At 69.9% G+C, this 21174-nt stretch carries 15 protein-coding genes; 10 read left to right on the top strand and 5 right to left on the bottom strand.

Annotated features, from left to right (window positions below; translation table 11 throughout):
* Positions 1-8 precede the first annotated feature (8 nt).
* Entirely contained in the window at positions 9-803 is a 795-nt protein-coding gene (locus tag BKA25_RS22405; RefSeq protein ID WP_069846878.1) for a TIGR02569 family protein, read from the top strand.
* Positions 804-1014: 211 nt separating this feature from the next.
* On the opposite strand, the gene BKA25_RS22400 is transcribed toward BKA25_RS22405, so the two are convergent.
* The 3 genes from BKA25_RS22400 to BKA25_RS22390 form a co-directional block, all read right to left on the bottom strand.
* Positions 1015-1803: an SAM-dependent methyltransferase gene (locus BKA25_RS22400; RefSeq protein ID WP_084642553.1), complete on the bottom strand. Its 789-nt coding sequence runs from the start codon at positions 1801-1803 to the stop codon at positions 1015-1017.
* A 187-nt stretch (positions 1804-1990) separates the two neighbouring features.
* Positions 1991-2827, bottom strand: a complete 837-nt coding sequence (locus BKA25_RS22395) for a uroporphyrinogen-III synthase (RefSeq protein WP_069846881.1) — start codon at positions 2825-2827, stop codon at positions 1991-1993.
* A 40-nt stretch (positions 2828-2867) separates the two neighbouring features.
* Positions 2868-3194: an MGMT family protein gene (locus BKA25_RS22390; protein ID WP_069846883.1), complete on the bottom strand. Its 327-nt coding sequence runs from the start codon at positions 3192-3194 to the stop codon at positions 2868-2870.
* 318 nt (positions 3195-3512) lie between these two features.
* Here BKA25_RS22390 and BKA25_RS22385 point away from each other — a divergent pair, with 318 nt between their 5' ends.
* From BKA25_RS22385 to BKA25_RS22375, 3 genes are read left to right on the top strand one after another with little or no spacing between them, the layout of a single operon-like run.
* Entirely contained in the window at positions 3513-6980 is a 3468-nt protein-coding gene (locus BKA25_RS22385) for an ATP-dependent helicase (RefSeq protein ID WP_375791864.1), read from the top strand.
* Positions 6977-10300: an ATP-dependent helicase gene (locus tag BKA25_RS22380; RefSeq protein ID WP_069846887.1), complete on the top strand. Its 3324-nt coding sequence runs from the start codon at positions 6977-6979 to the stop codon at positions 10298-10300. The genes BKA25_RS22385 and BKA25_RS22380 overlap by 4 nt, the downstream gene beginning before the upstream one ends.
* Positions 10301-10351: 51 nt before the next feature.
* A complete protein-coding gene (locus BKA25_RS22375) occupies positions 10352-10972 on the top strand; it encodes a hypothetical protein (RefSeq protein WP_069853288.1) in 621 nt (206 codons plus the stop codon).
* A 271-nt stretch (positions 10973-11243) separates the two neighbouring features.
* Here BKA25_RS22375 and BKA25_RS22370 read toward each other — a convergent pair whose 3' ends face one another.
* Positions 11244-11768 carry a hypothetical protein gene (locus BKA25_RS22370; RefSeq protein WP_069846889.1) on the bottom strand — a complete coding sequence of 175 codons (525 nt, stop codon included), beginning with the start codon at positions 11766-11768 and terminating at the stop codon, positions 11244-11246.
* Positions 11769-12000: 232 nt separating this feature from the next.
* Here BKA25_RS22370 and BKA25_RS22365 point away from each other — a divergent pair, with 232 nt between their 5' ends.
* A complete protein-coding gene (locus BKA25_RS22365; protein ID WP_069846891.1) occupies positions 12001-13068 on the top strand; it encodes a potassium channel family protein in 1068 nt (355 codons plus the stop codon).
* 224 nt (positions 13069-13292) lie between these two features.
* Complete coding sequence (locus BKA25_RS22360; RefSeq protein WP_157420956.1) at positions 13293-14012, top strand: hypothetical protein; 720 nt, start codon at positions 13293-13295, stop codon at positions 14010-14012.
* Between the two features lie 26 nt (positions 14013-14038).
* On the opposite strand, the gene BKA25_RS28500 is transcribed toward BKA25_RS22360, so the two are convergent.
* Complete coding sequence (locus BKA25_RS28500) at positions 14039-15292, bottom strand: neutral zinc metallopeptidase (RefSeq protein ID WP_172803733.1); 1254 nt, start codon at positions 15290-15292, stop codon at positions 14039-14041.
* 423 nt (positions 15293-15715) lie between these two features.
* On the opposite strand from BKA25_RS28500, the gene BKA25_RS22350 reads away from it, so the two are divergent.
* The 4 genes from BKA25_RS22350 to nudC all read left to right on the top strand — a co-directional run bounded on the left by BKA25_RS22350 (position 15716) and on the right by nudC (position 21094).
* Entirely contained in the window at positions 15716-17386 is a 1671-nt protein-coding gene (locus BKA25_RS22350; protein ID WP_069846898.1) for a DUF2207 domain-containing protein, read from the top strand.
* 113 nt (positions 17387-17499) lie between these two features.
* Positions 17500-18792 (top strand): M16 family metallopeptidase, encoded by a 1293-nt coding sequence (locus BKA25_RS22345; protein WP_069846900.1) that lies wholly within the window; start codon positions 17500-17502, stop codon positions 18790-18792.
* Positions 18789-20171 (top strand): M16 family metallopeptidase, encoded by a 1383-nt coding sequence (locus BKA25_RS22340; RefSeq protein ID WP_069846902.1) that lies wholly within the window; start codon positions 18789-18791, stop codon positions 20169-20171. The genes BKA25_RS22345 and BKA25_RS22340 overlap by 4 nt, the downstream gene beginning before the upstream one ends.
* Positions 20168-21094, top strand: coding sequence for an NAD(+) diphosphatase (gene nudC / locus BKA25_RS22335; RefSeq protein WP_236750486.1), 927 nt, complete (start codon positions 20168-20170; stop codon positions 21092-21094). The genes BKA25_RS22340 and nudC overlap by 4 nt, the downstream gene beginning before the upstream one ends.
* Positions 21095-21174: the final 80 nt, after the last annotated feature.

Raw genomic sequence — 21174 nt, 5'->3', positions numbered from 1 at the left:
CCTTTGTGATGAGACGACCGGACCCCCCGCCGACTCATGTTCGAGCGGCGTTCGGTGCCCGCGACGACGAGCCGGAGCCGATGAGTTCCTCCGGTGCGTGGCAATGCGGCGAGATCATCCTCAAGCCGGTGGCCAACACGGCCGAGGCTGCGTGGGTGGCCAAGACACTGGACGGATTGGAGCCGGAGAACATCCGGCTCGCCAAGCCGCTGCGTTCCACCGACGGACGTTGGGTGGTGTCGGGTTGGACCGCGACCAGGGTGCTCGCCGGTGCGCCGGAGGCCCGCCACGATGAGGTGATCGCGGTATCGCTGCGACTGCATCGGGCGACTGCCAGGTTGCCGAGGCCTCGCTTCGTCGACGAGCGCCGGGATGTGTTCTCGGTGGCCGACCGGATGGCCTGGGGCGAAGAGGATCCACATCTGGACCTCGAACGCGGTGGCAGGCTGTTCGAAGTGCTGGTGACCTCGCGTAGGTCGACGGCGTTGCGCCCTCAGGTGGTGCACGGCGACCTGTTCGGCAACGTGTTGTTCGCGGGCGACGGCCCGCCCGCCGTGATCGACTTCACGCCGTATTGGCGGCCGGTGGAATGGGCGGCCGCGGTGGTGGCCGTCGATGGGCTGGCCTGGGGGTCGGCAGACCCGGGCTTGATCCATCGGTGGGCGCATCTGCCGGAGTGGCAGCAGGCCTTACTGCGCGCATTGTTGTTCCGGCTCGCCGTCAACGCACTGCATCCCCGCTCGACTCCGGAGTCGCTGGCCGGGTTGGAGCGAGCGGCCCAGTTCATCCTCGAAGTGTTGTGAGGCTCGGCTTCCGCCATTGAGCGGCTGCGGGTCGGGATGGGTTTCTCGACCCGCGGACAAGCCGGGTAGGCCGCGTCGCCCGGCACGTCGGATCGTCGACGGCTCGTCCGATCCCGGCAGGGACCGCCGCCCGCTACACACCGCGCCGCAACCGCCCCAGAACGGCCGTGTGGGTTCGCCGACCGTCGACGGCGTTCTTCCCGGTCGCGAATCAGTCGCGGCGGGCCACACAGGCGATGGAGAGCGCGGGCGGCGCGGATTCCAGGGTGCGGCCGGGCTGCTCGGGACACCACAGCGGCACCGGGACCACGCCGGGCTCCACCAGGGTGAGCCCCTGGATCATCGCGAGGATCTCATCGCTGTCGCGCACGGTGATCGACGGCCGTGAGCTCCGGAGTAACGCGCCGAATCGAACGGCATTGGTCGTGCCCGCGTGGGTGATCACCAGGTGGCTGCCCGGTGCCATCGCATTGCGAAGCGGTTCGAGGGCGCGCTCGACGTCGCCGGGGATGAAGTGCAGGACGCCGCCGAGGATCACGCCGATGGGCTGCTCGAAGTCCAGCAGCGCGTTCACGGTGGGGTCGGCCAGGATCCGACGGGATTCGCGGACGTCGCCGAGGATCGCGGTGGCCCGAGGATTGTCCGCGAGTAGTTCCAGGCTGTGGGCGACGACGAGCGGGTCGATGTCGACGTAGACCACCACGGCGTCCTCGGCGGTCTGCTGTGCGATCTCGTGGACGTTGCCGGTGGTGGGCAGTCCGGAGCCGATGTCGATGAACTGCCGGACGCCGCCCGCGCAGAGGTGCCGCACGGCCCGTCTCAGGAAATGCCGGTCCTCACGGAGCGCCTCGGCCAGCCACGGGTTCTCCAAGAGGATCTCGTCGCCGGTTCGCCGATCCACCTCGAAATTGTGTGCTCCGCCGAGGATGTAGTCGTGCACGCGGGCGGAGTTGGGCTGGGTGAGGTCGAGTCCGGTGAGGTCCATCCCCGGCTTTCGCATCACGTACCCGCCAGTCTCGTCTGTGTCCAGGTCGCAAGTCCCGGCGATCCTAAGGGCGAGAAAAGCGATTTGAAAATTTCGATACGGGAGAGTTACGTGACGCCGAGAGCGGCCCGCTCTGGCCCGATCGGCTGGGATCGGTCGTCGACCACAACGCACCTTGCCACAACTTCGGGATGGTCAGGGGTTAAATCCGGTCGCTTTCGCGGCGGCGAGGCAGTTCGTCGACCACCGCGCGCACCAGGGCTGCGGTCCTCGACCGCTCTGGTAGCAGGCAGGGCAGGCCCTCGGCCTGTAGTGGTGCGGCGGTGACCGATCCGACGCAGGCCAGCAGAAGTCGCCGATGCGCCGCTCGGCGAAGCGCGGGCCCATGGCCGATCCGGTCGGCGCGGGTCAGGAAATTGGTCGCGGCGGGCGCGCTGGTGAAGGTCACCGCGTCGAGTTCCTGGGCCGCCGCCGCCTCGATCAACGCGTCCAACGGAGCGAGGTCGACCGGGTCGGTCCAGCGGTACACCGTCACCGGAACCACCTCGGCACCGGCGGACCGCAGCTCGGCGAGCAGCTCCGGCATCGGATCCCCGTGGACCTGCACCACGACGCGCCGCCCGGCGACCCCGATCTCCCGTAGACGCTGCATCACCTCCGCGACCGTCTCGCCTTCGGCGGTCCACGGATCAGGCAGACCCGCGCCCCGCACCGCGCCACGGGCCTTGGGACCCCGGGCCAGGATCGTGGCCGGGCTCAGGTGCGTCAGCAGTCGCTCACCGAGACCGAGCCGCGTCGCATCCTCGAACCAGCCCCGAAAACCGATCCCGGTGATGGCCACGACGATGTCCACCGGCGCGGCCAGTACCGAGGCGGTCGCATCGGCGAGCAGGCGATCGTCGGTCAGCGCCACGGTGTGAATCGCCGGACCGAAACGGATCTCGGCTCCCTTGCGTTCGAGCAGGCCGATCAATTCGGCGGCTCGACGTTCGGCGGTCACTCCGATGGTGAACCCGGTCAGCGGCTGGTCGTCGGTCACCCGCCAAGAATGGCATCACCGATGGGCATAGGACATCGCCTCACCACAGGCCTTCTTCGGCGGTCGGCGCCGCGGCCAACCCGTCCGTCCACCGGTAGCGGGACATGTCCACCCGACTGTTCTCGGCCAGGACGCCCTCCGCCGCCAGCAACTCCAGCTGTCGGCCTGCCAGATGCGAGGCCACGGTTCCATTGGCCCGCAACACCCGATGCCAGGGCAGATCCGCCCCGTCGTCCGCCAGAACAGCACCGACGTACCTCGGTGACGGCACTCCGGCGATGGCGCCCACCTCGCCGTAGGCCAGTACCCGACCTGCCGGAATGCTGGCGACCACCTCGCGCACGCGTTCGGCCATTTCCTCGCTCATCTGCACTCCCGCTCGGCTGTTCGCGAATTCGCCTCGCCATGATCGGACGATCCGGTGAGGCCGATCACGTCGCGCGCGGCCCGATGGATCGCGTCGCATCGATGTTCATGGTGGCGTCGTACCACCGATCGCCGCCGTCGGGGCTGCTCGCCGATTGTCGCCACAGGCACGCCACGCTCGACCGGTCCGTTCGCGGACACCAGAGGGAATCGAACTCGCCGAGCGTCGATCCGATGCGGACTCGACGCAGGGCGTGGAATATCGACACACCGCATACCGATCGTGATGATGTCCGCCGCGCATGGTTGCATCCTCAGGGTGGAACGGAGTTCGCCGTCACTGGTACGGCGTCGGTGGGTCGCTCACCGACAGACCGGCTGGGATGCCGCAGGCCGTCGGGTGCTCGAACACCCGGGCGGCCTCCTTCGGGTGCTCGGCGGGCCGGGCACCGGGAAGACCACACTCATCGCCGAGACGGTGGCCGATCGGATCCGAGGAGGCGCCGACCCGCAATCGGTACTGGTCCTCACTGCGGGACGCCCGGCGGCACAGGCCCTGCGCACCCGGATCACCGCTCTGCTGCGTGGTCCGCAATCCTCCGAGGGCGTGCCGAAGACCGTGCGCGAGCCGATGGTCCGCACCCTGCACTCCTATGCGTTCGCGGTGCTGCGCAGGCATTCCGACCTCGCCGGACTGCCTCAGCCGAGATTGCTGCCGGTTCCCGATCAGGACGCGATCATCCGCGAACTGCTGCGTGGTCAGATCGAGGACGGCGCCGAGGATTGGCCCACCGCGCTGCGCCCCGCGCTGCCGCTGCCCGACTTCGCCGACGAACTGCGTGATCTGCTGCTGCGCACCGCCGAACGCGGCCTCGGGCCGGAGGACCTGGTGGCGCTCGGCGAGGAACACGGTCGACCGGAATGGGTCGCGGCGGGCCGATTCGGCGTGGTCTACGAACAGGTGACGCAGCTCGGTGCCGCCGATCCGAGATCGGGCCCGGATGCCGCGCCTGCCCTGGACGCCGCCGAACTGGTCTCCTCCGCGCTGATCACCCTGGAGAACGAGGCCGACCTGCTCGCGGTCGAACACGCCAGGGTTCGACATCTCATCGTCGACGATGCCCAACACCTCGATCCCCTGCAGTATCAACTCATCCGGCTGGTCGGCGATCAGGCCGCCGAACTGATCCTGGCAGGCGACCCCGACCAATCGGTGTTCTCCTTCCGGGGCGCGGACCCGACGTGTCTGCTCGACGCGGATGAGGACGGCGACCGCACCGTGGTGCTCACCGCCGACCATCGGATGTCGCCTGCGGTTCGGGGGGCCGTACGACGGCTGGTCGCCCGGCTGCCCGGCGCGGGCCCGCAACGCGACCTCACCGCGCCCGCCGTGCCGGTGCCGCAGCAGCAGACCGAACGACCGGTGGACGAACCGTCGTTGCTCGACCAGCTGCCGTTCTCGGACGAGCTGCCGTACGACGACGAGCCGCCATTGCCGGACGAGCCGCCGTTGCCGGACGAGCCGCCGTACGACGAGGAACCGCCCTTCCCCGACGACGAGCCGCCGTTCGACGTGGAGCCGCCCTACGACGAACCGCCCTACGAGGAAGCCCCCGAACCGGCGGGCATCGACCTGGACGCGGACCCCGACCGGCTGCCCTTGGCCAAGGACGGCGTCGTGCAGGTACGCCTGCTGGCCTCGGCGGCCCAGGAGGCCACCTGGGTGGCCGATCAGCTGCGCAGGGCCCGACTGCTCTACGGGGTTCCGTGGTCGGAGATGGCCGTGATCGTGCGCTCGGCGTCCCGCTCGCTCCCGGTGCTGCGGCGTGCCCTGTTGGCCTCCGGGGTCCCGATGACCGTGCCGTTGGACGAACTGCCGCTCGCCCAGCAACCCGCCGTCCGACCGCTGCTGGAATTGCTGAAGTGCGCCGATCTCCCGGAGAAGCTCACCCCGGAGCTCGCCGCCATGCTGCTGGGCTCGCCGCTGGGCGGCGCGGACACCCTGGCGCAGCGACGAGTCCGTCGTGAGCTGCGCCGACTGGCGGTGGCCGCCGGGGTGGAGAAGGGCAGCGGCGAACTGCTCGTCGAGGTCATGAACGAACCCGACCGGCTGGCTGGCATGAAGCCGGAGGCAGCGGCGCCGGTCCAGGCGATCGCCGCACTGCTGGCCACCGCGCGAAGCGCCATCGCCGAAGGACTCGGCGTCGAACAGGTGCTCTGGCGGGTCTGGCAGCACAGCGAACTCGAGGCACGCTGGGTGGCGCAGACCGAACGACGCGGACCGACGGCGGCGCAGGCCGACCGTGATCTCGACGCGATCCTGGCCCTGTTCGACTCGGCGGCGCGACACGTCGAACGGATGCCCGGCCTCAGCGTCGCCGGTTTCGTGGACCGGTTGCTCACCCAGCAGATTCCCGGCGACACGCTCGCGCCCCGCACGCCGCCGGGCGAGTCGGTCGCCGTGCTCACCGCGCATGCCGCCGCCGGGCGGGAATGGACGGTCGTGGCCGTCCCCGGCGTCCAGGAGGGCAGCTGGCCGGACCTGCGGCTGCGCGGCTCGTTGCTGGGCGTCGAACGGCTCGTGGACGTGCTCGACGGAGTGCCGCACGAGACGGTCTCGGCGACCGCTCCGCTGCTGGCGGAGGAACGCAGGCTGCTGTTGGTCGCGGCCAGTCGGGCCCGCCACACCCTGCTGGTCAGCGCGGTGCGCGGCGAGGACGAGCAGCCGTCCCGATTCCTCGACGAGCTCGACGACGCGACCACCGATGCCGAGGCCGAGGCCCGCCCGCTGTTCCGCCCGCAGCGGGGACTGTCCCTGCCGGAGCTGGTCGGCGAGCTACGGCGAGTGGTCTGCGATCCGAGCGCGGCGGACGACCGTCGAGACCGCGCCGCGAAGGCCCTGGCCACCCTGGCCGCCGAACGCGTCCCCGGCAGCGACCCCTCGTCCTGGTACGGACTCGCGGATCCCTCCACCGAGGAACCGCTGTGGGTCGACGGCGATCAGGTCCGCGTCTCGCCGTCCACGGTGGACGTGCTGACCAAGTGCCCGACCCGCTGGGTCGTCGAGCGACACGGTGGCCAGGATCAGGCCGAGCTGGCCTCGGTCACCGGCACGCTCGTCCACGCCCTGGTGCAGGCGGCCGGGGAGGGCGCCGACCGCGCGGCCCTGCAACGCAGTCTCGACGAGGCATGGGCGGCGGTCGACGCGGGCGCACCGTGGTTCTCCCGCCGCGAGCGGATCCGGGTGGAGGCGATGCTCGACTCCTTCCTCGGTTGGTACGCCACCAGCCGTTCCGAGCTCACCCAGCTCGCGGTGGAACACGACATGGACGTCTCGCTGCCCGCCGATCCGGAGGGCCCGTGGCTGCGTGTCCGGGGGCGGGTGGACCGGCTGGACTCGGATGCCCTGGGCAGACCGGTGGTGGTGGACGTCAAGACCAGCCGAAGCGCGGTGTCGGCGAAGGACGCGGAGGACCACCCGCAGTTGGCCGTCTACCAGTTGGCTGCCTCGCTCGGCGCCTTCAAGGACGTCGGCGCGGACATCGAGCCGGGCGGTGCCCGACTGCTGTACGTGGCCAAACCGGACGGACGGACCGGCGCCGCGACCGAGCGGGTGCAACCGCCGCTGAGCGATGAGGGCGTGGCCCGCTGGCGGCTGACGCTGGCCGACGCCGCCTCCGCCAGCCGGGGGCCGCACTACGCGGCCACCGAGAACATCGACTGTCCGCGCTGCCCGGTCCGCACCAGCTGTCCGTTGCATCCGTCCGGCAGGCAGGTGAGCGAATGAGCGGCGCGCCCACCGGCAGCAGGATCGCCGTCAGTCCAGCCGAGATCGCCGACGCCCTCGACCTGCCCACCCCGACCGAGGAACAGGTCGCGGTGATCGCGTCGCCGTCCGAGCCCGCCCTGGTCATCGCGGGCGCGGGCGCGGGCAAGACCGAGACGATGGCGGCCAGGGTGGTCTGGCTGGTCGCCAACGGTCTGGTGGCGCCGGAACGGATCCTCGGGCTGACCTTCACCAGGAAGGCGGCCCGACAACTCGCGGACCGGGTCCGGGCCCGGCTGCGCCGATTGGTCGGCTCCGGGTTGCTCGATCGACTCGACCCCGGCGGCGGCCGGACCTCGGCCGTCCTCGCGGGCGAGCCGACGATCCTGACCTATCACGCCTACGCGGGCCGATTGGTGTCCGAACACGGGCTCCGGTTGCCCGCCGAACCCGGCGCCCGGCTGCTCAGCGAGACGGCGGCCTGGCAGCTCGCCCATCGGGTCGTGTCCACCTGGACCGAGGACATCGACACCGACAAGATTCCCAGCACCATCACCGGTTACCTGCTGGGTCTCGCGGGCGAGCTGGCCGAGCACCTGGTCACCCCGGAACGGCTCAGCGCGCACGCCGCCGAGTTCTGCCGGGTGGTCGAGGACGCGCCGAGGGTCGCCCGCCAACGGGCTGCGCTGCCGCAGGACCTGCGGGACAAACTGGCGGTGCAGCGACTTCGCGTGGCGTTGCTGCCGCTGTTGGCCGATTACGCGGCCCGCAAGCGCCGCGAGGGCGTGATGGACTTCGCCGATCAGATGTCCTCGGCCGCACGCTTGGCCGACGAGCATCCCGAGGTCGCCGAGATTGAGCAATCCCGGTTCGGCGCCGTGTTGCTGGACGAGTATCAGGACACCGGGCATGCCCAGCGGGTGCTGTTGCGGGCGTTGTTCGGCGGCGGGAATCGGCTCCCGGTGACGGCGGTCGGCGACCCGGCCCAGGCCATCTACGGCTGGCGCGGGGCCAGCGCGGCCAACCTGCCACGGTTTCGCACCGACTTCCCGCGCATCGACGCCCACGGCGAGCTCGCACCCGCGCGCGGTTATGGACTGCTCACCAGTTTCCGTAATCCGCCCGAGGTGCTGACGCTGGCCAACGCGGTGTCCGCGCCGCTGCGCCAGGCGGGTCTGGAGGTCGAGGAGCTTCGATCCAAGCCGGGGGCCGAGACCGGCGATGTGCGGTGCGCGTTGCTGCCCGACGTTCGTGTCGAACGAGCCTGGTTGGCCAAGGCGATGGCGACCCGCTGGCGGCAGGTGGTGGCCGACACCGGCAGCCCGCCCACCGCGGCCGTCCTGGTTCGTCGTCGGGCGGACATGGCCGAACTCGCGGACGCGCTGCGGGCCGAGGGCCTGCCGGTGGAGGTCGTCGGACTGGGCGGTCTGCTGGACGAACCGGAGGTGCGTGACCTGGTCAGCGCGCTGCGGATGCTGGTCGACCCACTGGCGGGCACGGCGGCGGCTCGACTGCTCACCGGGGCTCGTTGGCGCCTGGGTGTCGCCGACCTCGCGGCCCTGTGGACCAGGGCGGGACAACTGGCCGACGGTGGTTCGCGGCAGGAGCACACCGGTTCGCCGGTCGACGCGTTGCCGGGCGAACACGCCGAGCAGGCCGGGCTGATCGACGCTCTGGAGGACCCCGGACCGCCCGAGGCGTACTCGGCGGTGGGATTCCGTCGCATCCAACGACTGGCCAGGGAACTGGCCATGCTGCGCCGCCGTCTCGATCAACCGCTGCCCGAACTGGTGGCCGACGTCGAGCGGACGTTGTTGCTCACCGTGGAGAGCCTGGCCAGGCCCGGCGCGATCGGCCGGGCGCACCTCGACGCCTTCGCCGACGTGGTCGCCGAGTTCGCCGCCGCGAGTCCGATCGCGGGCGTCTCGGCGCTGTTGGACTACCTGAAGGTGGCCGAGCGGGCCGAGGACGGCCTGGAACCCGGCGAGGTGGAGGTGGCCGAGGACCGGGTGCAGGTGTTGACCATGCACGCGGCCAAGGGCCTGGAATGGGAGATCGTCGCCGTTCCGCACGTCGTGCAGAAGGTCTTCCCCGGCGGCAGGCGTTCGGCGGACTGGCTCGGCTCGGTGGTCCAGTTGCCCGCTGAGTTGCGCGGTGACGCGGTGGACCTCCCGCAGCTGCGAATCCCACCGGGTGCCGACCGCAAGGTCGTCATCGAGACGCTGACCGAGCATTCCGAGGACTTCGAACAACGGCGGCTGCTGGAGGAGCGCAGGCTCTGCTACGTCGCGTTGACCCGATCCGAGCGCACGCTGTTGGTCTCCGGGCACTGGTGGGGCGAGACGGGCAAGAGCCCACGCGGACCCTCGGACTTCCTGACGGAGATCCGCGAGGTGCTCAGCGCTCGGACCGGGGTCGGCGTCGTCGATCACTGGGCGGCCCCGCCGGAGCCGGACGCGGAGAATCCGTTGGCCGCCACGATCAACTCGGCCGAATGGCCGAAGGATCCGTTGGGCAGGCGGCGAGCCGATGTGTTGGCGGGCGCCGAGCGGGTGCGTGCAGCCTTGGCCGAGTTGTCCTCGACTCCGGGCGATCAGCAGCCGGAGCCGACGGGCGATGCGGTCGCCGAGACCGGATCAGCAGCCGAGGACGATCCGGAGGGCTGGCAGCGGGACGTCTCGGTGTTGCTCGCGGAGCGCGCCTCGGCCCATTCGGGCGGCGACGAGGTACTGCTGCCCGCCCACCTGTCGGTCAGCAGACTCGTGGAGTTGGCCGCCGATCCCGAGGCGCTGGCCAGGAAGCTGCGGCGGCCGCTGCCGCATCCGCCGAGTCAGTCGGCCCGCCGGGGGACCGCCTTCCACGCCTGGCTCGAACGACGGTTCGCGGTCACCAGTCTGCTCGACATGGACGATCTCCCCGGTGCCGCCGACGATGACGTGGAGGAGCCGATCACGGCGCTCTCCGAGCTGCAGGAGGCCTTTCTCGCGGGCTCCTGGGCGGATCGGACGCCCTACGCGGTGGAGGTGTCCTTCGAGACCGAGGTCGACGGGGTGGCGCTGCGGGGCCGGATGGATGCCGTCTTCGCCGATAAGGACGGCGGCTGGACCGTGGTGGACTGGAAGACCGGGGCACCGCCGTCCCCGGACCGGCTACCCGCGCTCGCTGTGCAGTTGGCGGCGTATCGACTCGCCTGGGCGTCGCTGTCGCGCACGCCGCTGGTTCAGGTCCGCGCCGCCTTCCACTACGTGCGGGCGAATCGGACCGTGCAACCCGCCGACCTGCTCGATTCCGAGGGCATCCGAGCGATTCTTCGAAAGATCCCCGATGCGGGTGACCCCTGATCGAGTGGACGAGCTTGTCGTGCTCTCGTGCGCTGGGAACGATCTCGGACGATGTCCGAGAACTTGTACTGGAAGCTGACCACGTCGCCCACGACGGAGGTTCAGGTCGCAGAAGATGTGGTGGCGCTGCGCGCGCCGCTGGTCCGGGTGGCTCGGAACGAGGACGGCGTGTGGTCCTTCTTCGGTCCGGGAGAGGCGGACGGGCCCACCAGGGCCACCACGCTGGGCGGTGTCGTCGATGCCTGGCCGCATGTCGCCGGGCTCAGCGACCTACGCACCGGAACCACCGCCGTCTGGCATTGGGGACAACACGGCTGGGCCGTCGGCGGCGGCTGCACCTGCGGCCAATGCGGCGAGCCGCAAGCGGCCGACATCGATCGGAAGGCCTGGCCGGACGACGTCCCGCCGAACCGGCCGGTGCTGGTGGAGAAGGCCGTCCTGTCCGGTCAGCAGCCGCTCACCGACCTCCGCAGCGAGAGTGGCAACACGATCGTGCTGGGGCCCGGCGAGCAGCAGCGGCAGGCCGACGAGATGGTCGCCATCGCGATAGTCGATGTGGTGCGCCGCTGGCCGCACACCCTGCACGCGCTGCGTGCGCTCCAGGACGGCCGAGGCATGGAATGGAATGCGGAGGCACTCAACTGGCAGGAGTACGAATTGGTGCCCGCCTGAGTGGTCGAAATGTCGGTTCGTCGTACCCGGCGGGCCCGATCGGTGCGGGCGAATTCGCCACGTCCGCACCGGATATCCGCAGATCTCGCCGGGACCGCGATCGGCTTGTGGCCAACCAAGGATCGTTTGGCCGAGCCGGTGGGGCGGATTGGCACGACGAATTCGCGCCGAGCTCGTGATCAGCGGCGCCGATTTCCCCGAAGATCGCCGAAATGGCCAGGCTCCGACCCGCGCGGGAAGCGCCGGTCGGGGCTTCCCGTCTCGGTCGGCCTCACCTCTTCGAGGTCAGCACCTCGGTGACCACTCGGTGGTAGAGCAGTTCCAACAACCATCGGCCGAACAGCGAGCCGCCGAACTCCGTCGAGCGGTCCTCCGGGGAGATCGCCACGGCGGGTTCGTGATCGATGTCGGTGGTCACGACGCCGATGCCGTAGTAGTCGAGCTCCGCCAGCGGCCAGGGGTCGTTGGTCTGTGCAACGGGCAGCACGACGGCGCAGGGCGCCAGCGTCATCAGGGTTCCGCAGGACCGTAATGCCCGGCCTGCCTTCGATTCGGTGACCAGAACACCGATCAGTTCGACGGCCGGAACCGGAATGTGATCGTAGTAGGTCGGTTCGAACCAGGAACGGAACCACGAGGGGTTCGGCTCCGGTGGCCAACCGTTCTCCGTACGCCAGCGATGCACATCGGCGTGTAATTTCACGACCGTGGACACCTGCTGGCCGAGCACGGTGACATCGGCAACGACGTGACCGTGCCAACCGAGCGCCTGAGCAGCCTGCTGGAGTGACGGCACGGAGGCATCCTAATCCCATCCCGGTGGCGCTTGGTCGGCGCCGCGTCCCAATCTTGATGAGCTTGATGCGAGCATTGTCGTTTCCGGAGTGTTCGGCTCGACTCGCTTCGACTGCGCCGTTTACTCTCGCGCTGCGCGGGCCGGGATCACGACGTGGCCTCGGTGACAGCGATGGGTGGGACGGCGACATGACAGACAGCGTTGCGTTCGGCTCCGGCCGGGAGTCACCCTGATGCGATCGCGTGCCACTCGTACCGAGAACATCACGCCGGATCACACCCTGGTGGGCGTCGTACACATCCCCAGCGGCGGCGTCGGGCCGGTCCAGGCGATCGGCAAGCGCGTCATCGGGGCACTGCTGGCGTTGCTGGCGACCGTGATCATCGTCTATGTCGACCGGGCGGGCTACCAGGACAACGCCGACGGCGACGTCACGCTGCTGGACAGCATCTACTACGCGACGGTCTCGCTGTCGACGACCGGATACGGTGACATCACCCCGGTCTCCGACTCCGCGCGACTGGTCAACATCCTGATCATCACCCCGCTGCGGGTGCTGTTCCTGATCGTTCTCGTCGGAACGACCCTCGAGGTGCTCACCGAGCGGTCCCGGCAGGCCTTGAAGATCCAACGTTGGAGGTCGAAGGTGCGTGACCACGTAGTCGTCATCGGCTACGGGACCAAGGGTCGATCGGCGATCCGATCGTTGCTCGGCGACGATGTGGATCCCGCCAGTCTCGTGGTCGTCGACTCCGATCAGGCGATGCTGGATGCCGCTGCCGCCCTCGGGTTGGTCACCGTGCACGGCTCCGGCACCCGATCCGACGTGTTGCGGGTCGCGGGCGTGCAACGCGCCAAGGCCATCGTGGTGGCGGCCAACCGCGACGACACCGCCGTACTCATCACCCTGACCGCCAGGGAACTGGCGCCCAAGGCCACCATTGTGGCCGCGGTCCGCGAGGCGGAGAACGTGCACCTGCTGCGCCAGTCCGGCGCGGACTCGGTGGTCGTCTCCAGTGAGACGGCGGGCCGGCTGCTCGGGATGGCCACCACCACTCCCGCGGTCGTGGAGATCTTCGAGGATCTGCTGACCACCGACGAGGGGCTGGCGATGGGGGAGCGCTTCGTCGAACCGGAGGAGGTCGGCGGCTCGCCACGGCATTTGGCCGACATCGTGCTCGGGGTGGTCCGGCGCGGCGTTCTGCATCGGATCGACGCGCCGCAGGCCGATGCCCTGGAACCGGGCGATCGACTGATCTACGTGCGCAAGGTCACTCCGCCGGACGGCGCCCCCGACTGACGCTCGATGCGAGAGCCTCGGACCCGGCCATCCGAGTGTCGGATGGCCGACCGAGGGCAGCGTGACGCACCTCATGCGCAGGTTGCCCGCGTTGTGACCGCGAATCGATGCGTTCGGCCATCGATCCCGCGACCGTGATCGGCGCGGCTGGTGCGGCGCCGGATGCATCGCTCCTCGGCCCTCCGCCGCAGAGCCCGCCTCGCGCATCTGCCACGATCTTTGCCGTGGCGGTTCGACAGGGACCTGGCAGGTCGGTTTTGGCGATCATGGTCCTCGCCGTGCTCTCCATCGGGATTCTGCTGGCCACGGGCCGATTGCTGCCGTTCCAAGGCGCCTCGAGCGAGGACGTCCGATCCGCGACCGCGGTGGTGATCCGCTCGTCGGACTGTGGCGATTCCGGGGCGCGTGACCGGGTCGAGGTGCAACTCGATGCCGAGTTCCGCGAGGCCGATCTGGCGGCGTGCGGGCATACCGTCGGCGCGCAGTTGGACGTCGACGTGATCGAGTCGGAGTCCGGTGAGATCGAGATCTGGCTGGCCGGAACGGCGGTCGGTGCGGCCGACCCGGCCGATCGGATGTCGGCGGTGCTGCTGACCGTGGCGGGGCTGGCCGGGGCGGCGCTGGTCATCCTGATCGGACGACCGCGTCGTCGGTCCCGACCGGAGACTGCGCAGGCTGCGACCGCGACCACCGTGCAGGCCGCCGAGGCGCCGGAGCCAGTCGCGGATCAGCCCGAGGGCACGGTGCTGTATCCCAATGTCGCGGTGCTACCCGGCCAAGAGCCGACCGCCACGGCGGGTACCGCGACCGACGCCGCGTTCTCCGGCGATCTGTTGGCGGTCGACGGTTCGACGCAGACCGGCCGTTCTGCGCCGGTCGAGGACGACGATGCGGCGCAGACCGTCACCGATCTGCCGCCGGTGACGATCCACCCCGGTACCTGATCAGGGGCCGAGATCGATCCCGGTGCTCAGCGGACCGCGCTCGGCTCCGCCAACCAGGTGTTGCACTGCCTGGTGTTGTTCTCGTAGTAGCCCTGCTCCATCCAACCGCCGTTGATCTCGGGGGCGCCGTGATCCGGCGGCAGACCCCGATCCGGCCAGTCACCCCGGTTGCGGGCGTCGTTCAAGGCCATCGACATCGTGTCGAGATCCACCACGCCGGTCCTGGTGGTCGCGGCCAGCAGCATCCCGCCATAACAGCTCGCCTGGAGCTCTAACCTGCGCGAGATCTCCAGCCCGGCCGGGCTGTTCGGCCCGACCTCGTACCGCTGGTCCCAGGCGGCCTGCATGATGCCGGACAGGCCTTGGACGTGGTGGCCGTACTCGTGGAACAGCACGCTGAGGTAGGGCCCCGGTTGATCGCCGAGCTGTTCCTGCTCGGCGTGCACCGACGCCGACATGTAGAGCGTGTGGTTCCCGCTGCAGTAGTACGAGGACTGCGCGGTGCCGCAGGGCGTCTCCACCGGTCCGGAGACCGTGATCAGCTCCGGTTCGCTAGAGGGCAGGTTGGTCGTCTCCAACGCCCAGCGCCACGCATCGACCATGCACGGCATCGCCGATTGATACAGCGCATCCTGACCCGCCGGGTCCGGACTGAACGGTGCCAGCGTGCAGGCCGTCGTGTCGGCGGCGAACAGGCCGTCGGCGTTGATCGGGTGATCGCCGAGGAGATAGATCGGTTCCGGAGCCGACGGTTGCTGCGGGAGCGGCTCCGATTCGGTCGGTTCCGTCGGCTCGGTGGTCTCGGGGGCGGTGGTCGTCGGCTCGGTCTCGATGGTGGTCGTGGGGGCGGGTGGCGCGAACTCCGGCGTGGTCCGTGCGGGCGGTGCGGTCTGCGTCGACGAGGACAGCGCGCCGTTGGCCAGTGCCCCCACGAACCAGACCGCCGCCAACCCGACGACCGCCAACGACACCATGGCGAAGAGGCCGGGGGACCTCGGTTGGGCGGCGGTGGCCGGTGCGGTGCCGACCGAGGATGCCGCTGCGGTCCGAGGCACCGCCCGCGCGGCGGTGGTGGGTTCCGGGGCGCGCGGCAGAGGCGGTGGCAGCGGGCGTCGAAGCTGGCCGGTCAGGCCATCCGGTGTGTGTCCCGATCGCGCTGCCGCGTCCGGAGTGGACGGACGAGATCTCGGCGCGCCCGGTGTCGGCCCCGCCGCCATCGGCTGCTCGTAGCCGCTCGACCCCGGCGGCCGATGCCCCGGTGCGGCAATCGGTTTCGTCACCGGCTCCGCGTGGATCGGCCGCGCTGCGGGCGGTGGCGCCACCGGCCTCGGTGGCGGGCGATGCGGCGATCGGTGACCGCCGTACCCGGGTCCTTCGTTGTGTGGCGGTTGGAACTGCCCCATCGGTGTTCTCGTCTCCCCCTCGACCGTTCCCCATTCAGTGATACCGCAGTGAATCGGCACACCGGGAACGGTTCTCGCCACGATCGTCGCGACAACGCCCGTCGCGTTGGGTGACGCTCGCGCCGAACGCTATCTGTTGTGTGGCCCGGAGATAGCGCCCGATTGCATCCGACCGGAAACCATCGACATCGAGGCGGATGGTCGGTCGGCCCCCTCTCTCCGGCGCTTATCGGCCACGAGCATAGGGCGACTCCGCTATCCTCCGCAGCCGTGTTCTCTGTCCGGGGCCCCGTCGCCCTCATGACCGTTGTCACTCTTCTCGCGGTGGGGTCGCCCGCCTCGGCGCAGGAGCCGGATCAGACAACGGAGAGCGGCCCATCGGTACTGGTCGAACTACGATTGGAGCCGGACGGCGCCCTGAGCGTCCAAGAGCAGATCACCGTTCCCGGTACCGAGACGATCAGTCGCGAGACACCGTTGCGAGAACTCGCGGGCGTGGACACCGATCGGATCTATCAGGTCCGCGACATCGAGGTCGAAGGCGAGACCGAGGCGACGGTCACCGACGCCGGACTCGCCATGACGGCGGGGCCGGGAACCAGCACGGTGCGTTATCAGGTGTTGGGGGCCGTCACCGATCTCGCGCAGGGCCAGGAGGTCCGCTGGCAGGTCACCGGCGGCTGGGACACCGAGCTCGAATCGGCCAGGGTGTCGTTCGTGTCGCCGTCGGCGCCGCAGTCGATCACTTGTCTGGCGGGGGCGCCCGCGTCGTCGAGCACCTGCACCGTGGCGCAGATCGACGCAGGTCAGCTCGCCACGGCGACCCAATCCGGCCTGCCTGCGGGCGATCGGCTCGAACTGAGCATCGGGCTGCCCTCGGAGACGGTTCCCGCGAACGCGGAATTCCAGGAGAACTTCAGCATCGCCAGGGCCTTCGCCCTCACCCCGGTGACCGGGGCGATGCTCGGCGGGTTGCTGGTCCTGCTCCTCATCGCGTTGGCGGTGCCCGCCCGACGCCGCAAGCAGGACCGCGCCGCGCTTGCCGCCGAGATCGGCCCGGTCGATGTCCTGCTGACCGAGCCGGACGGATCGGTGGCCTTCGCCTCGCCCGACGGTGTGCTGCCGGGTCAGGTCGGGACCGTGATCGATGAACACGTCGACGTGGTGGACATCACCTCCACCGTCGTGGACCTCGCCGTCCGCAACTACCTGTGGATCGAGGAACTGCACGTCGACCAGGACGCCCTGGACTGGCGGATCGTCCGACGCAACCAGCCCGACGAGGCGCTGCACGACTACGAGCGGGCCGTCTACGCCAGCCTGCTCGGTCCCGATGCGGGCCCGGACCGTCGCGAAGAGGTACTGGTCTCCGAACTGGCCGCCGATGGCAACCTGGATCTGGCCGGGGTCGAATCGGCCTTATACGCCGATGTCGTCGAACGGCGCTGGTTCGGCATCCGGCCCGATCGGGCTCGCAACCGCTGGTGGTGGTCGGGACTCGCGGTCGCGGCGCTCGGCGCGGTGCTCACCGTGGTCCTCGCCGTGCTGGGCGGCTCCGCGTTGATCGGGCTCGGCGTGCTGGTCAGCGGCGTGATCGTGGCGCTGGACTCGCGTCGGCTACCTGCCAGGACCGCACGCGGCAGCCGGTTGGTGGCGCAGGTACGCGGCTTGCGCACCTACCTCGACACGGCGTCCCACCGGGACATCCCGGCCGACGACCGCGAGATGGTGTTCTCCCGATCCCTGCCTTACGCCGTGGTTCTCGGCGAGACCCGCCGCTGGTTGGGCGAGTTCGCGACCATCGACGGCGGCGCCGATGGCACCCCCGGCCTCTACTGGTACGGCGAGGACCTCGGCGGCGAGGAGTCGACCAGCCCGGATCTGCGTCGGTTCGCGGCGCATTTCCCGAGTTTCCTGGCCGAGCTGGATGGTGTGCTGGCCGAGGCGGGACATCTCCGATCCCTGCGGTGATTCGCTCGTACGGCGGTATCCCCGGTTACTTCGCGTGTTGTTCGACCGACGGCTGCCGGATCCAGCGCGGCATCACTCAACGGGGTCGGACGCATACGTCGTAGGCTGCTGGAATGGTCGACCACCAGCTCCACAGATTCACCCTGCCCAACGGCCTGCGGGTGGTCCTCGCACCGGATGACACGGCGCCCGTCGTCGCAGTGAGCGTGCACTACGACGTCGGGTTCCGGTCGGAACCCGAGGGTCGGACCGGCTTCGCGCACCTGTTCGAGCATTTGATGTTCCAGGGCAGCGAGAGCCTCGGAAAGCTGGCGCATTTCCGGCATGTGCAGGGCTCCGGCGGAACCTTCAACGGGTCAACACATCAGGACTACACCGACTACTTCGAGATGCTGCCGTCGGCTGCGTTGGAACGGGCGTTGTTCCTCGAAGCAGACCGGATGCGGGCCCCGAAGCTGACCGAGGAGAACCTGCGCAACCAGGTGGACGTGGTGAAGGAGGAGATCCGACTCAACGTCCTCAACCGGCCCTACGGCGGGTTCCCCTGGATCCTGCTGCCACCGGTGCTCTTCGATACCTTCCCCAACGCCCACAACGGCTACGGCGACTTCACCGATCTGGAGCAGGCGTCGGTCGACGACTGCGCGGCCTTCTTCGACACCTACTACGCGCCGAGCAACGCCGTTCTGACCGTGGCCGGGCATCTCGATGTCGAGCGGACCACCGAGCTGGTGCACCGCCACTTCGGTGACGTCCCGGCCCGACCCACCCCGGTGCGCCCCTCGTTCGCCGAGCCGGCGCCGACCACCGAGCTGCGCGGCACCCACGTCGACGCGCACGCACCGTTGCCCGCCATCGCGGTGGGCTACCGCGTGCCGGACCCGGTCGTCGACCTGGAGGGCTACCTCGCGTACGTCGTGCTGTCCCAGGTGCTCTCCGACGGCGACTCCTCACGTCTGCCGCACCGGTTGGTGCACGGCGAGGCCCTGGCCATCGAGGTCGGGGCGGGCTGCGGCCTGTTCCAGCCCTTGGACACCAGGGACCCGGATCTCTTCTCCGCGACGATCATCCACTCCGGCGATGTCGAGCAGGCCAGGGTGCTGGCCGCGTTCGACGAGGAGTTGGCGATCGTGGCCGCCGAGGGCCCCCATGTGGACGAGCTGGCCAGGGTCACCGCTCGTTGGACGGCGGCCCTGCACGGGGAGCACGACCGACTCATCTCCCGGACCTTGGCCTACGGCGCTTTCGAGTTGCTGCATGGGCGTGCCGAACTGAGCGCCGAGCTGCCGGAGCTGATCGGGCGGGTCACCGTCGATCATGTCGCCGAGGCCGCAAAGAATCTGCGTCCCGACGCACGGGCCGTGCTGACCGTCGAGCCCACCGCTTCCGCTGGAGACGCCCTGTGAACACCGCGACGTCCAACGCCACCCACCGCAGCGCCGAGGAGATCGGCCGCACCGAGACGGGCCCGCGTCCGCTGCCCGAACTGGGCGTGGCCCGACTGGACGACCCGCCGCAGCGGCTGGACGTCGTGCTGGCCAACGGCCTGCGCCTCGTCGCCGTGCGTCAGGCCACGGTGCCCATGGTCGAGATGCGGATGAGCATCCCGTTCGCGGGGGACTCGGACGAGCATTCCGCCGTGGCGGAACTGCTCGCCACCACGATGCTGACCGGCACCGAGCAGCGGGACCGGATCCTGATGGACACCGATCTGGCCGGGGTGGGTGCCGACCTGCACACCATCGTCGACCCGGAGCGGCTGCGGGTATCCGGGTCCACCCTGAGCAGCGGGCTGGACACCTTCCTCGACGTCGTCAGCGACGCGCTCACCAGCGCGGCCTACCGGGACGCCGAGGTGCTCGGCGAACGTGATCGGCTCGCCGAGCGGATCAACGTGGCGCGCTCGCAGCCCAGGGTGATCGCCAGGGAGGCGTTGCAGCGGCAGCGTTTCGGCGACCACCCGTACACCCGGGAGATGCCCAGCAGCGCCGAGGTGCTGACCGTGGACCCGGCCGTGGTCCGACAGCTGCACCGCGCCGCCGTGGTGCCCAACGGTTCGACCCTCGTCCTGGTCGGCGACATCGACCTGGACAAGATCGTCGAGACGGTGACCAAGGCGCTAGCGGGCTGGACCAGCGATCGCACCGCCTCGGTGCTCTCGCCGTTGCCGCTGGTTCGGGGCGGTGACCTGCTGCTGGTCGACCGGCCGGGCGCCGTGCAGTCGCAGATCAGGCTGTCCGCGCAGGCCATCACGCGCTTGGACCCGCGCTTCCCGGCATTGCAGCTGGCGAACGTGGTCTTCGGCGGCTACTTCTCCTCGCGGCTGGTGGAGAACATCCGCGAGGACAAGGGCTACACCTACAGTGCCCACTCGTCCTTCGAGTACACGCCGCAGGGTGCCGTGCTGGACATCGACGCCGACACCGCCAGTGAGGTGACCGCCGCCGCCGTGCTGGAGATGCGCTACGAGCTCGGGCGCATCGGCGTGGTGCCGCCGACGAGCGAGGAGCTTGAGTCGGCGCGCGAATACCTGATCGGTTCGCTGCTGATCTCGACGGCATCGCAGGGTGGGCTCGCGGGGACACTGTCGGCTCTGGCGGCGATCGACGTGCCGCTGGATTGGTTGCAGCGGCACCCGGACCGCCTGCGGGAGGTCACCTCGGAGCAGGTCGCGGTCGCGGCCAGGGAGTTCTTCGCCCCCACCGCCTTCACCGGCGTGGTGGTCGGCGACGCGGAGACCCTGGCGGCACCGCTGCGTGCCCTGGGAGGCGTCGCCCTCTCGTGAGCAGCCGAACCGAGGAAATCACCGTGTCCGGCCCGGCGGCCTTCGGATTGCTCGAACTACCCGCGCTGTCGCGGTCCACGGTGGATCGCCGGGAACCGGTCCGCGCCGACGGGCAGGCCCTGGATCGGCTGTGGGCGGCGGGCCGACTGCTGGAGGTCGACCCGAAGGGTCGGGCCCGCGTACGGGAGACGGGCGAGCTGGTCACCGCGCCCATTCCCGCCGATCTGGCCAGGCCGGACGATGTGGTGCTGCTCGGTGTCCAGGACGACGTGGGCTTCTGGGCTCGTCGGCTGCCGCAGGAGCATCCCGAGTCGGGTTGGCAGGATCTTCGGCAGGCCGGGGCCGCGTTGTCCGACACCGACGCCGGCCTGCTCACCACGGCCGTCGGCTTGCTGGCCTGGCACCACTCGTCGGGTTTCTGTTCGGTCTGCGGCGATCCGACCCGGTCGGTGCGGGCGGGCTGGATGCGGCACTGCGAGTCCTGTGGGTATGAGCACTACCCGAGGACCGATCCCGCCGTGATCTGCCTGGTGCACGACGGCGCTGATCGGGTCCTGTTGGCTCGGCAACCGAGTTGGCCCGCAGGCCGGTACTCGGTGCTGGCCGGGTTCGTCGAGATGGGCGAGTCCCTGGAGGCCTGCGTGGCCAGGGAGATCGCCGAGGAGGTCGGGGTCGATGTCTCGGACATCAGTTACCTGGGCAGCCAGCCGTGGCCGTTTCCCCGCTCGTTGATGGTGGGGTTCGCCGCGGTGGCCGACCCGACCCAACCACTGATCCCGGCCGACGGCGAGATCGAGGCCGCGTTCTGGGTCAGCAGGGAGCGGGTGCGAACCGCGCTGGCCGCCGGTGGGAACGGCCCCGATTTCGCGTTGCCGGGGAAGACCTCCATCGCGTATCGGATGCTCGAAGGCTGGGCGGCCTGACCCCTCGGATCGTGGGTGCTGCCGACGCGGCGAAAGACCTGCCGCGTCGGATCTCACATCTCGGCCGAATGGTCGGTGAT

The sequence above is a fragment of the Actinoalloteichus hymeniacidonis genome (genome assembly GCF_014203365.1).
In the GTDB taxonomy this organism is placed as follows: domain Bacteria; phylum Actinomycetota; class Actinomycetes; order Mycobacteriales; family Pseudonocardiaceae; genus Actinoalloteichus_A; species Actinoalloteichus_A hymeniacidonis.
Note: the sequence above shows the minus strand (reverse complement) of the source record. Positions and strands in the feature narration are given on the sequence as shown.

Bases quoted from the DNA above. Each gene is read 5' to 3' on its own strand.
- BKA25_RS22365 (WP_069846891.1), top strand. From the start codon at position 12,001: ATGCGATCGCGTGCCACTCGTACCGAGAACATCACGCCGGATCACACC.
- BKA25_RS22390 (WP_069846883.1), bottom strand. From the start codon at position 3,194: ATGAGCGAGGAAATGGCCGAACGCGTGCGCGAGGTGGTCGCCAGCATT.
- BKA25_RS22350 (WP_069846898.1), top strand. From the start codon at position 15,716: ATGACCGTTGTCACTCTTCTCGCGGTGGGGTCGCCCGCCTCGGCGCAG.
- BKA25_RS22345 (WP_069846900.1), top strand. From the start codon at position 17,500: ATGGTCGACCACCAGCTCCACAGATTCACCCTGCCCAACGGCCTGCGG.
- BKA25_RS22380 (WP_069846887.1), top strand. From the start codon at position 6,977: ATGAGCGGCGCGCCCACCGGCAGCAGGATCGCCGTCAGTCCAGCCGAG.
- BKA25_RS22405 (WP_069846878.1), top strand. From the start codon at position 9: ATGAGACGACCGGACCCCCCGCCGACTCATGTTCGAGCGGCGTTCGGT.
- BKA25_RS22400 (WP_084642553.1), bottom strand. From the start codon at position 1,803: ATGCGAAAGCCGGGGATGGACCTCACCGGACTCGACCTCACCCAGCCC.
- BKA25_RS22375 (WP_069853288.1), top strand. From the start codon at position 10,352: ATGTCCGAGAACTTGTACTGGAAGCTGACCACGTCGCCCACGACGGAG.